This is a genomic window from Streptococcus oralis (genome assembly GCF_003943385.1).
Taxonomy (GTDB): Bacteria; Bacillota; Bacilli; order Lactobacillales; family Streptococcaceae; genus Streptococcus; species Streptococcus oralis_CA.
Genome location: NZ_RJPI01000003.1, coordinates 137,320 through 149,528, shown reverse-complemented (window position 1 = coordinate 149,528; position 12,209 = coordinate 137,320). Strand labels below are relative to the sequence as shown.

Genomic DNA, 12,209 nt, shown 5'->3' with positions numbered 1-12,209 from the left:
AGATCTTTTTGCATACACAAAAAAGCCAAATCTGGTTGGATTTGGCTTGTAACTGATAGATTTATTTAACTGCCCAGACACTGACTGAACCTGCTGCTACTGGAAATTCTCCATAACCGTCAGCATTGATAGTGACTTGTGCTGAATGACTTTCAAGGAGATCAACAAAGGTTTGGCCAGCCCATTCTTGACCGACAAACATGGACTTGCTGTTTTCTTGGTCGTTTGAGATAAGGACAGCGATTGGTGATTGTTTTTCAGCACCTGAACGAACCCATCCGATACAGTTGGCATCATCAAAGTAGTCTGTTTGCTCTCCATAAGCCAAGTCTTTTCGGATGACTAGGAGATGGTCAAGAACTTCTTTGAAATCTTCTTGGGCATATTGCCCTGAAATGCCGTAATAGTCTCCATAAAAGACACATGGAAGGCCTTGCTCACGAAGAAGGATGAGGGCGTAGGCTGCAGGTTTAAACCATTCTTGGACGGTTGATTCAAGTGCCTGTCCTCTTTGAGTATCATGATTGTCCACGAAAGTGACAGCCTTATCAGGTTTGATTTCCACTAAACTATCGTTAAAAATACTACGAAGGTCGTAGCTTGATCCAGCTTGACTGGCTTCAAAGAGGTTTTGGTGGAGACGAACATCGACAAGGTCAAAACGTTCTTCTATTTTCTCGAGATAGTCTAGGTTAGCTTCCTTGTCTGGATTCCAAAACTCACCAAAAACATAGAAATCTTCACCGTATTTTTCCTTCATATCTCGGATAAAATTGCCCATAAAGAAGGAGTCAATGTGTTTAACGGCATCCAAGCGGAATCCTGCCACACCAGTTGTTTCCATGAACCAGTCAGCCCAGTCATAGATATTTTGGATGACTTCAGGGTGTTTAAAGTCCAGGTCAGCGTACATGAGGTAGTCGTAGTTGCCGTTTTCGTTATCCACCAATTCCTCATTTGCCCAACCTTTATTGTCTCCTTGGATTAGGTAAATGCCAGACTTACGGCGTTTGGCATCGTAGTCTGTACCTGTAAAGTGGTACCAGTGCCATTCAAAGTCATTATAGGTTTTCTGACGTCCATCAAAAGTGAAGTGGGTCCATCCGTTGATAGTAAAGGGCTCACTTAATTGAACTGTACGGTCCTCGGGATCGACTTCGATAACTTGAAAGGCTTCTAATTTATCTGCTGCAGCCTTGTGATTAAGAACGATGTCAGCCATTGGTTGGATTCCGTGATCCTTGAGAGTCTGAATCGTTTGGAGATAATCTTCCTTAAAACCATACTTAGTACGAACAGTCCCTTTTTGGTTAAATTCACCCAGATCAAAAAGATCATAAACGCCATAGCCAACATCTTTTTCATTGGTTGCCTTGAAGGCAGGTGGCATCCAGACATGACTGATACCGAGATTTGCTAGGTGTTCTGCGTCATCTGCCAATCGTGTCCAGTGTTGTCCGTCGTGGGGCAGATACCACTCAAAGTATTGCATAAGTGTCTGATTTTGCATTGTTTTTCCTCTTACTTATCAATGATGTGTTATATTCTACCATAAAGTCCAAAACTACGCAAACGTTTGCGCAAATTTTCTCTACTCATTTCTAGAAATGTCTATTTTTAGAGAATGACCATTATCTTTTCATTGGTTAGGAAAGAAGGATTAGAAAAAATGAATTGACTAAACTTTTTTTAACAAAAATAACACTTAGTAAACTAAAGTAAAAATGGAGAAACGCTTTCTATTTTGAGAATTGTCACAAAATTTGCTATAATAGTAGCTATGAATAGAATTAGGGTCAGCAGACGTGTTGAAAAAAAGCTAGCTAAGGGTCTAGTTCTTTTGGAAGCAAGTGATTTAACAGATATTGATCTGACGGATCAGTCAGTAGAAGTTCTTAGTCAAGACGGGAAGTTTTTAGGGAGTGCCTATCTTTCTCAGCAGAACAAGGGCATTGGCTGGTTGGTCAGCAAGGAAAAGGTTGGTTTCAACCAATCCTTCTTTGAAATCCTGTTTCGTAAGGCTAAGGAAGCTAGAAAGCCTTATTATCAAGATGACTTGACTACTGCCTTTCGCCTTTTTAACCAAGAGGGGGATGGTTTTGGTGGTCTGACTGTTGATCTCTATGGAGATTATGCTGTCTTTTCTTGGTACAACTCCTTTGTTTACCAGATTCGTAAGCTGATCGTAAAGGCTTTTAAGGAAGTTTTTCCTGAGGTCTTGGGGGCTTATGAAAAGATTCGTTTTAAAGGTCAAAACTACGAGTCTGCCTATGTTTATGGTGAGGAAGCGCCAGATTACTTTACTGTTCTTGAGAATGGCGTGCTCTATCAAGTCTTTATGAATGATGGCTTGATGACCGGGATTTTCCTAGACCAGCATGAGGTTCGTGGGAGTCTGGTTGACGGTCTAGCCATGGGCAAATCCTTGCTCAATATGTTTTCCTATACGGCGGCCTTTTCAGTTGCTGCAGCTATGGGAGGTGCCAGTGAGACGACTTCAGTTGACTTGGCCAAACGGTCTAGAGAGCTGTCAGAAGCTCATTTTCAGGCAAATGGACTCAGCACGGACAATCATCGTTTTATCGTCATGGATGTCTTTGAGTACTTCAAGTATGCCAAGAGAAAAGGCTTGACCTATGATGTGATTGTTCTTGATCCGCCAAGCTTTGCCCGCAATAAAAAACAAACATTCTCTGTAGCTAAGGACTATCACAAGTTGATTTCCCAGAGTCTAGAGATTTTAAATCCGGGAGGCATTATCATTGCCAGTACTAATGCTGCCAATGTTCCCCGCCAGAAATTTACAGAACAAATTGATAAAGGTTTTGCTGGAAGAAGGTATCAGATCTTGACCCAATATGGTCTTCCAGCAGACTTTGCCTATAATAAAAAAGATGAAAGCAGTAATTACCTCAAGGTGATTAGTATGAAGGTTAGTAAATGAAATTAGTAGTCTCAGTAATGCCAAGAAGTTTAGAAGAAGCGCAAGAACTGGATGCCACTAGGTATGAAGATGCCGATATCATTGAGTGGCGTGCGGACTTTCTTACAAAGGACGCTATTTTACAGGTAGCACCCGCTATCTTTGAGAAATTCGCAGGACGCGAACTTATCTTTACCCTTCGGACTCGCGCTGAGGGAGGAGAAATCGAACTTTCCTCAGAAGAGTATGTTCAAATCATCAAGGAAGTTACCCAGCTCTATCAACCGGATTATGTAGATTTTGAGTACTTCAGCTACAAGGACGTTTTTGAGGAGATGTTGGATTTTCCAAATCTCGTTTTGAGTTACCATAATTTCCAAGAGACACCTGAAAACATGATGGAGATTTTGTCTGAGTTGACCAGTCTCTCTCCGAAAGTGGTCAAGGTATCAGTTATGGCCCATACGGAGCAGGATGTTTTAGACCTGATGAACTACACACGAGGATTTAAAACACTCAATCCTGAACAAGAGTACGTGACCATTTCCATGGGGAAAATGGGCAAGGTATCACGCATTACTTCAGATGTGACGGGTTCGAGTTGGTCATTTGCTAGTCTAGATGAAGCGATTGCCCCCGGTCAGATTTCTCTATCAAACATGAAAAAAATCAGGGAGATTTTGGATGAAGCTTGATGGCTACACACGTATGGCGGCTGTCGTTGCAAATCCCATTAAACACTCCATCTCACCTTTTATCCACAATAGGGCCTTTGAGGCGACAGCTACCAATGGTGTCTATGTGGCTTGGGAGATTGAAGCGGGTGACTTGGCAGAAACAGTCGCCAATATTCGCCGTTACCAGATGTTTGGAATCAATCTCTCCATGCCTTATAAGGAGCAAGTGATTCCTTATCTGGATGAGTTGAGTGATGAGGCTCGTTTGATTGGGGCGGTCAACACAGTTGTTAATCAAGACAGAACGTTAATTGGATATAATACAGATGGCAAGGGATTCTTTAAGAGCTTGCCTTCTTTTACAATCTCGGATAAGAAAATGACTATTCTGGGAGCAGGGGGCGCGGCCAAATCCATTTTGGCACAGGCTATTTTGGATGGCGTCAGTCAGATTTCAGTCTTTGTTCGGTCAGTTTCCATGAAAAAAACAAGACCTTACCTAGACAAGTTGCAGGAGCAAACAGGTTTTAAAGTGCACTTGTGTGCTTTAGAAGATGTTTCTGAACTGCAAGAAAAGATTGCCAAGTCGGACCTGCTCGTCAATGCGACTAGTGTGGGAATGGACGGTCAGTCGTCACCAGTTCCAGAAAGAATCAATTTATCAGAAAATCTTTTGGTGGCCGATGTCATTTACCAACCCTTTGAAACGCCATTTTTGAAATGGGCTAGAAGTCAGGGTAATCCAGCCGTCAATGGTCTGGGGATGTTGCTCTATCAAGCTGCTGAAGCTTTTCAACTGTGGACAGGTAAAGAGATGCCGACTGAAGAGATTTGGCAGTCCTTAACAGAAAAATACCAATAATGAAAAGGAGACCCTACTATGAAAATCAGAATCGATATTCCGCATCATCCTTATGATATTCAGATTGAAAAAGGTTGTCTATCGCAAGCAGGTCAATGGTTGCTAGAACTCTGGCAACCTCAAAAAGTGGTTATCGTAACTGACAACCATGTAGCTTCTCTCTATGCAGAGAAAGTCAAACTCAGCCTAGAAGATGCTGGTTTTCAGGTAGCTGTTTTTGATTTCTTAGAAGGCGAAGAACGAAAAAATTTAACCACTGTTCAGAAAGTTTATGAATTTCTAGTTAAGCAGGGTTTGACACGTAGTGATGGGATTGTGGCTCTTGGTGGTGGTGTCGTTGGGGACTTGGCTGGCTTTGTGGCCTCTACCTATATGCGGGGTATTCATTTTGTTCAGATACCGACTAGCTTGACAGCCCAGGTTGATTCTTCTATCGGCGGAAAGACAGGTGTTAATACTCCATTTGCTAAAAATATGGTGGGGACCTTTGCCCAACCAGATGGGGTTTTGATTGACCCACTTGTTCTTGAAACGCTTGGAAAAAGAGAGTTGATTGAAGGGATGGGTGAGGTTATCAAGTATGGCTTGATTGAGGCTCCAGAACTGTGGGCTCTTTTGACGGAGCTGGATGGTTCTGTTGAGAGCATTCTGGAACATGCAGAGACTTTAATTGAACATTCTTGTCAGGTTAAGCGCAAGATGGTAGTTGAGGATGAGTTGGACAATGGTGTACGCCTTTACCTCAACTTTGGCCACACTATTGGTCATGCCATTGAAGCAACGGCTGGTTATGGCAAGGTCATGCATGGAGAAGCTGTGGCCATGGGCATGGTGCAGATTTCCAAGGTGGCTGAGGAAAAAGGCCTCATGCCAGCTGGCATTACCCAGTCCATCACAGAAATGTGTCAGAAGTTTGGCTTGCCTGTTGATTATGAAAACTGGAATGTTGACAAGCTTTATCAGGCTTTGACTCATGATAAGAAAGCACGTGGCAATACCTTGAAATTGGTCTTGGTACCAGAGCTCGGTTCAGCGACCATTCACCCAGTTTCTCTGGAAGAGATGAAAGACTACTTGGTAAAATAAGGAGAGTGTATGAGATATTTAACTGCAGGAGAATCACACGGTCCCCGTCTGACGGCTATCATTGAAGGAATTCCAGCTGGACTTCCTTTGACAGCTGAGGACATCAATGAGGATTTGAAACGTCGTCAGGGTGGATACGGCCGCGGTGGTCGTATGAAGATTGAGAGCGACCAAGTTATCTTTACTTCGGGTGTTCGCCATGGGAAGACTACTGGGGCTCCCATTACCATGGATGTCGTCAATAAGGACCATCAGAAATGGCTGGATATCATGTCTGCGGAGGACATTGAAGACCGCTTTAAAAGCAAACGAAAAATCACCCATCCTCGTCCCGGTCACGCCGACTTGGTTGGGGGAATCAAGTACCGTTTTGACGATTTGAGAAATTCTTTGGAGCGTTCATCTGCCCGTGAAACCACCATGCGGGTGGCAGTTGGGGCAGTAGCCAAACGCCTCTTGGCTGAGCTGGGTATGGAGATTGCCAACCATGTCGTGGTCTTTGGTGGTAAGGAAATCGATGTTCCTGAAAATCTAACAGTCGCTGAGATTAAGGAACGAGCTGCCCAGTCAGAAGTTTCTATTGTCAACCAAGAAAGAGAACAAGAAATCAAGGATTATATTGACCAAATCAAACGTAACGGTGATACCATCGGTGGGGTTGTGGAGACAGTCGTTGGAGGTGTTCCAGTTGGTCTTGGTTCCTATGTCCAATGGGACAGAAAATTGGATGCAAGATTGGCTCAAGCAGTTGTTTCTATCAATGCCTTTAAAGGGGTGGAATTTGGTCTTGGCTTTGAAGCTGGTTATCGTAAAGGCAGCCAAGTTATGGACGAAATTCTCTGGTCTAAAGAAGACGGTTATACCCGCCGTACCAATAATCTAGGTGGCTTTGAAGGTGGTATGACCAATGGGCAACCGATTGTTGTTCGTGGAGTTATGAAACCCATTCCTACTCTCTACAAACCACTCATGAGTGTGGATATTGAAACCCATGAACCCTACAAGGCAACAGTGGAGAGAAGTGATCCGACCGCTCTTCCAGCAGCCGGTGTGGTCATGGAAGCTGTTGTGGCAACGGTTCTGGCACAAGAAATCCTCGAAAAATTCTCATCAGACAATCTAGAGGAATTAAAAGAAGCAGTGGCCAAACACCGAGACTATACAAAGAACTATTAAGGAGTTCCTATGGCAAAAACAGTCTATATCGCGGGCCTTGGATTGATTGGTGCCTCTATGGCCTTAGGTATCAAACGCGATCATCCAGATTATGAAATTTTAGGTTATAATCGCAGTCAAGCTTCGAGAGATATCGCCTTGAAAGAAGGCATGATTGACCGTGCAACGGATGATTTTGCTAGTTTTGCTCCTTTGGCAGATATCATTATTCTCAGTTTGCCAATCAAACAAACCATTGCTTTCATTAAGGAATTGGCCAACTTGGACTTGAAAGAAGGCGTGATTATCTCAGATGCTGGTTCGACCAAGTCAGCCATTGTGGATGCGGCGGAGCAATATTTGGCTGGCAAACCTGTTCGCTTTGTCGGGGCCCATCCCATGGCTGGTAGTCACAAGACAGGGGCTGCTTCTGCGGATGTCAATCTCTTTGAAAATGCCTATTATATCTTCACACCTTCGAGCCTGACAAGTCCTGACACACTTGAGGAGATGAAAGATCTGCTTTCAGGTCTTCATGCTCGCTTTATCGAGATTGATGCCAAGGAGCATGATCGGGTGACTTCTCAGATTAGCCATTTTCCTCATATTCTGGCTTCCAGCCTTATGGAGCAGACGGCAGTTTATGCTAAAGAACATGAGATGGCAAGGTGCTTTGCGGCGGGTGGTTTTCGAGATATGACTCGCATTGCGGAAAGCGAGCCAGGTATGTGGACTTCTATTCTCTTGTCCAATCGTGAGACTATTCTAGATCGAATTGCGGATTTCAAGGAGCGCCTAGATGAGGTTGGACAAGCCATCAGCAAGGGAGATGAAGAGCATATTTGGAACTTTTTCAACCAAGCGCGTGAGCAACGTCAGGCCATGGAAATCCATAAGCGTGGTGGTGTGGATAGCTCTTACGACCTCTATGTTGACGTTCCCGATGAAGAAGATGTTATCTTGCGGATTTTGGAATTGCTACGTGGTACTTCCTTGGTCAATATCCACATTAATGAAGAAAACCGTGAGGATGTTCACGGGATTCTCCAAATTTCCTTTAAAAATGCTCAGGATCTGGAACGAGCTGAGCGCTTAATTTCAGAAAATACGGACTACACAGTCGTCATCAAATAAGGAGAAAATCATGTCAAATATTTACGATAGTGCAAATGAACTTAGTCGCGGATTACGCGAATTACCAGAATACAAAGCAGTTAAGGCAGCCAAAGATGCCATCCAAGCTGATGAACAAGCTAGCAAGATTTTTGCAGACTATCTCGCTTTCCAACAAGAAATCCAAGTCATGGCGCAAACGGGACAAATGCCAGACGCCTCTTTCCAAGAAAAGATGCAGTCTTTCAGCAAGCGAATCCAAGAGAACGCTCTTTTGTCAGATTTCTTTGCCAAACAGCAACAATTGTCCATTTACCTTTCAGACATTGAAAAAATTGTCTTTGAGCCTGTTTCAGAATTGTTGAAATAGTATTTTATCTGTATAAAAGCCAGAAATTTCAGGAATTTCTGGCTTTTTTGTGATAAAATAAGAAAAAGTATTGCAAGTATGAGGTCAACTATGAAACTAAAAACAAACATTCGCCACTTATATGGCAGTATCCGGGTTCCAGGTGACAAGTCTATCAGCCATCGTTCCATTATTTTTGGAAGTTTGGCTGAGGGCGAGACTAAGGTTTATGATATTCTGCGTGGAGAGGATGTACTTTCAACCATGCAGGTTTTTCGTGACCTTGGTGTTGAAATTGAGGACAGAGATGGGGTTATTACCATTCAAGGTGTTGGAATGGATGGCTTAAAAGCGCCGCAAAATGCCCTCGATATGGGAAATTCTGGAACCTCGATTCGCCTGATTTCAGGTGTCCTGGCTGGTGCAGACTTCGAAGTAGAGATGTTTGGAGATGATAGTCTTTCTAAACGTCCTATGGATCGCGTGACGATTCCTCTGAAAAAAATGGGCGTTAGCATTTCGGGGCAAACTGAGCGAGACCTGCCTCCTCTTCGCCTCAAAGGGACGAAAAATTTAAGACCGATTCACTATGAGTTGCCAATTGCCTCTGCCCAAGTCAAGTCCGCATTGATTTTTGCAGCCTTGCAGGCTCAGGGGGAGTCCGTTATTATCGAGAAAGAATGTACTCGTAACCACACCGAAGATATGTTGCAACAATTTGGTGGCCATTTAAGTGTGGATGATAAAACGATCACTGTCTCAGGACCTCAAAAACTGACAGGACAAGAGGTGGTCGTACCAGGAGATATTTCCAGTGCAGCCTTTTGGTTGGTTGCAGGTTTGATTGTTCCAAACTCTCGTGTAGTGCTTCAGAATGTGGGCATCAATGAAACGCGTACAGGTATTATTGATGTCATTCGCGCCATGGGAGGAAAACTAGAAATAACTGAAATTGACCCAGTTGCTAAATCTGCAACCCTAACTGTCGAGTCTTCTGACTTAAAAGGAACAGAGATTGGTGGATCCTTGATTCCCCGTTTGATTGATGAATTGCCTATTATTGCCCTTCTAGCGACGCAAGCCCAAGGTGTAACAGTTATTAAGGATGCTGAGGAACTCAAGGTCAAGGAAACTGACCGCATTCAGGTGGTGGCTGACGCCTTAAATAGCATGGGGGCGGATATCACTCCTACAGCAGATGGGATGATTATCAAAGGGAAATCAAGACTTCATGGCGCTAGAGTCAATACGTTTGGTGATCATCGAATTGGAATGATGACAGCTATTGCAGCCCTCTTGGTTGCGGATGGAGAAGTGGAACTTGATCGTGCTGAAGCCATCAATACCAGCTATCCTAGCTTCTTTGATGATTTGGAGACTTTGAGTCATGGCTAAGGTATTACTCGGATTTATGGGGGCAGGCAAATCGACAATCGCTAGAGGATTGGACCCGGACTACATCGATATGGATGCCTTAATCGAGGAACGTTTGGGAATGTCCATTGCGAATTTCTTCGCTGAAAAAGGAGAAGTGGCCTTTCGTCAAGTAGAGTCAGAAGTCCTAGCTGACTTACTAAAAACGGACCGAGTTGTGTCAACTGGCGGAGGAGTTGTCATTTCTCAGAGAAATCGTGACTTGCTCAAGACCAATCCTGATAACATCTACCTAAAAGCAGATTTTGAAACCCTCTACCAACGTATCGCAGCTGACAAGGACAATCAGCGCCCGCTTTTTCTCAACAAAAGTAAGGAAGAGCTAGCCAGAATTTTTCAAGAAAGACAAGCTTGGTATGAGGAAGTAGCCAGTCGGATTCTAGATGTGACCAAGCTAAGTCCAGAGGAAATTATAGAGGAACTGAGATGAAAATTGCCTATCTAGGTCCCAAGGGATCTTTTTCGCATCATGTTGTGCAGACAGCATTTCTCAAAGAGGAATTGCAGGCTTTTGCCAATATCACAGATGTTATTAAGGCCTATGAACAGGGCTTGGTGGACTATTCTGTGGTACCAGTTGAAAACTCCATTGAGGGGAGTGTGCATGAAAGCTTGGATTACCTTTTTCATCAGGCGGATATTCAGGCTGTTGCAGAAATCGTACAACCCATTCATCAGCAGCTGATGGCAGTTCCAGGTCAGTCAAAAATTGAGAAAATCTTTTCTCATCCTCAGGCTCTGGCTCAGGGAAAGAAGTTCATAGAGGAGCATTATCCAGAAGCCCAGCTTGAAGTGACGGCAAGCACAGCCTATGCAGCCCGATTTATTGCTGAACATCCAGACCAACCTTTTGCGGCTATTGCCCCTAGAAACTCCGCTGCAGAGTATGGTTTGGAATTGATAGCAGAAGATATCCAAGAAATGGAAGCCAATTTCACTCGTTTTTGGGTTTTAGGATCCGAGATTCCCACTATCCCTTTGCAATCGCAAACTGAAAAAATGAGTTTGGCCTTGACCTTACCAGACAACCTACCTGGTGCTCTTTACAAGGCACTTTCGACCTTTGCTTGGAGAGGGATTGACTTAACAAAGATTGAGAGTCGCCCCCTTAAAACAGCCTTGGGAGAATATTTTTTCATTATCGATGTAGACTATAGTGACAAAGAGCTGGTTCATTTTGCCAGACAAGAACTAGAAGCAATTGGAATCCAGTACAAGATACTGGGAACCTACCCTATTTTTACCATAAGGGACCTAGGAAAGGAGAGCCTATGAGCAAAGAAAGCCCTTTAAGTCATCATGAGCAGTTACGCTATGATTACCTTTTTAAGAATATTCATTACCTAAATGACAGAGAAAAGAGAGAATTTGACTATCTGAAAAGAAAAATGGACGGTGGATTTCCCTCTAATGAAGGTGAAAGGGAAAAAAATCTAGGGAAGGACATTGGGATTCCACAGTATTCCAATCAAAGTCGCTCGAATAGACATCAGAAATTTCCCTCTCTTCCAAAAGTGAAAAAGAAGAAACCAAGAAAATTTTTCAAACGAGTTCTAATTTGGCTTTTACTGTTGATAACCTGTGTGGCTGCGGGCATGATTATTATGTTCCTTCGAGGTTTCCAGTCGGCAACTACTAGCAATAAGCCAGCTGATGCAAAAGCGGCACAAGTACAGGTGTTTAATGGTCAAGATACTAAAGACGGGGTGAATATCCTAATCATGGGGACAGATGGCCGTATTGGTCAAAATAGTGCAGAAACTCGCACAGACACGATTATGGTGTTGAATGTTAGTGGTTCGGATAAGAAAATCAAGCTAGTCAGCTTCATGCGTGACAACCTAGTCTATATTGATGGCTACAGCCAGATTGTGAATGGCAAGAAACAAACGGATAATAAACTCAACGTAGCCTATGAACTTGGGGAGCAGGAGGGGCAAAAAGGAGCAGAAATGGTCCGCAAGGTTCTAAAAGATAATTTTGATTTGGACATTAAGTACTATGCCCTAGTGGATTTCCAAGCCTTTGCAACTGCTATTGATACGCTATTTCCTGATGGGGTGACTATAGACGCTAAGTTTTCAACGTTAAATGGTCAGCCTCTGACAGAAGCCACAGTTGGAGATGACCTTCATGCAACAGAAACCGAATCGCCAACTCAAACTATTAAAATTGGGAAACAGCAGATGAATGGCTCAACCTTGCTCAATTACGCTCGCTTCCGTGATGATGATGAAGGAGACTATGGTCGTACCAAACGTCAGCAGCAGGTCATGTCAGCAGTTCTTGAGCAAATCAAAGATCCAACCAAACTCTTTACAGGATCAGAGGCACTTGGAAAAGTCTTTGGAATGACTTCTACCAACCTACCATATACCTTCTTACTGACCAATGGCTTATCAGTTATCGAAGGTGCACAGAATGGTATCGAAAGACTCACAGTGCCAGAACTGGGCGATTGGGTGGATGCTTATGATGTCTACGGAGGACAAGGTCTACTTGTCGACCAGAACAAATACCGGACTAAACTCGCCCAAATGGGAATGAGATAAGATGTAAATAAATGAAAATCAAAGCTTCATTCACTGGTGAAAAGAGTGGATTGGGCTT

At 43.5% G+C, this 12,209-nt stretch carries 12 protein-coding genes; 11 read left to right on the top strand and 1 reads right to left on the bottom strand.

The features are described 5' to 3' along the window. Nucleotides 1-61: 61 nt before the first annotated feature. Nucleotides 62-1,510: an alpha-amylase gene (locus tag D8803_RS03655; RefSeq protein ID WP_131200280.1), complete on the bottom strand. Its 1,449-nt coding sequence runs from the start codon at nt 1,508-1,510 to the stop codon at nt 62-64. Nucleotides 1,511-1,780: 270 nt separating this feature from the next. Here D8803_RS03655 and D8803_RS03650 point away from each other — a divergent pair, with 270 nt between their 5' ends. The 11 genes from D8803_RS03650 (at nt 1,781) to D8803_RS03600 (ending at nt 12,151) form a co-directional block, all read left to right on the top strand. After that, complete coding sequence (locus D8803_RS03650) at nt 1,781-2,944, top strand: class I SAM-dependent rRNA methyltransferase (RefSeq protein WP_190316793.1); 1,164 nt, start codon at nt 1,781-1,783, stop codon at nt 2,942-2,944. Next, on the top strand, nt 2,941-3,618 hold the full coding sequence (gene aroD, locus D8803_RS03645) for a type I 3-dehydroquinate dehydratase (RefSeq protein WP_131200279.1): 678 nt from the start codon (nt 2,941-2,943) through the stop codon (nt 3,616-3,618). Before D8803_RS03650 ends, aroD begins: the two co-directional genes overlap by 4 nt. Further along, nucleotides 3,608-4,462 (top strand): shikimate dehydrogenase, encoded by an 855-nt coding sequence (locus tag D8803_RS03640; RefSeq protein WP_131200278.1) that lies wholly within the window; start codon nt 3,608-3,610, stop codon nt 4,460-4,462. Before aroD ends, D8803_RS03640 begins: the two co-directional genes overlap by 11 nt. 18 nt (nt 4,463-4,480) lie before the next feature. Beyond that, nucleotides 4,481-5,548 (top strand): 3-dehydroquinate synthase, encoded by a 1,068-nt coding sequence (aroB, locus tag D8803_RS03635; protein ID WP_131200277.1) that lies wholly within the window; start codon nt 4,481-4,483, stop codon nt 5,546-5,548. 9 nt (nt 5,549-5,557) lie between these two features. Further along, nucleotides 5,558-6,724: a chorismate synthase gene (aroC, locus tag D8803_RS03630; RefSeq protein ID WP_131200276.1), complete on the top strand. Its 1,167-nt coding sequence runs from the start codon at nt 5,558-5,560 to the stop codon at nt 6,722-6,724. Between the two features lie 9 nt (nt 6,725-6,733). Then, complete coding sequence (locus D8803_RS03625; RefSeq protein ID WP_131200275.1) at nt 6,734-7,837, top strand: prephenate dehydrogenase; 1,104 nt, start codon at nt 6,734-6,736, stop codon at nt 7,835-7,837. A gap of 10 nt (nt 7,838-7,847) precedes the next feature. Next, nucleotides 7,848-8,186 (top strand): YlbF/YmcA family competence regulator, encoded by a 339-nt coding sequence (locus tag D8803_RS03620; RefSeq protein ID WP_131200274.1) that lies wholly within the window; start codon nt 7,848-7,850, stop codon nt 8,184-8,186. Between the two features lie 90 nt (nt 8,187-8,276). Further along, on the top strand, nt 8,277-9,560 hold the full coding sequence (gene aroA, locus D8803_RS03615; RefSeq protein ID WP_131200273.1) for a 3-phosphoshikimate 1-carboxyvinyltransferase: 1,284 nt from the start codon (nt 8,277-8,279) through the stop codon (nt 9,558-9,560). Continuing rightward, nucleotides 9,553-10,029, top strand: coding sequence for a shikimate kinase (locus D8803_RS03610; protein WP_038805449.1), 477 nt, complete (start codon nt 9,553-9,555; stop codon nt 10,027-10,029). Before aroA ends, D8803_RS03610 begins: the two co-directional genes overlap by 8 nt. Further along, nucleotides 10,026-10,874: a prephenate dehydratase gene (pheA, locus tag D8803_RS03605; RefSeq protein WP_038805448.1), complete on the top strand. Its 849-nt coding sequence runs from the start codon at nt 10,026-10,028 to the stop codon at nt 10,872-10,874. Before D8803_RS03610 ends, pheA begins: the two co-directional genes overlap by 4 nt. Next, on the top strand, nt 10,871-12,151 hold the full coding sequence (locus D8803_RS03600; RefSeq protein WP_131200272.1) for an LCP family protein: 1,281 nt from the start codon (nt 10,871-10,873) through the stop codon (nt 12,149-12,151). The genes pheA and D8803_RS03600 overlap by 4 nt, the downstream gene beginning before the upstream one ends. The last annotated feature ends 58 nt before the right edge of the window (nt 12,152-12,209 follow it).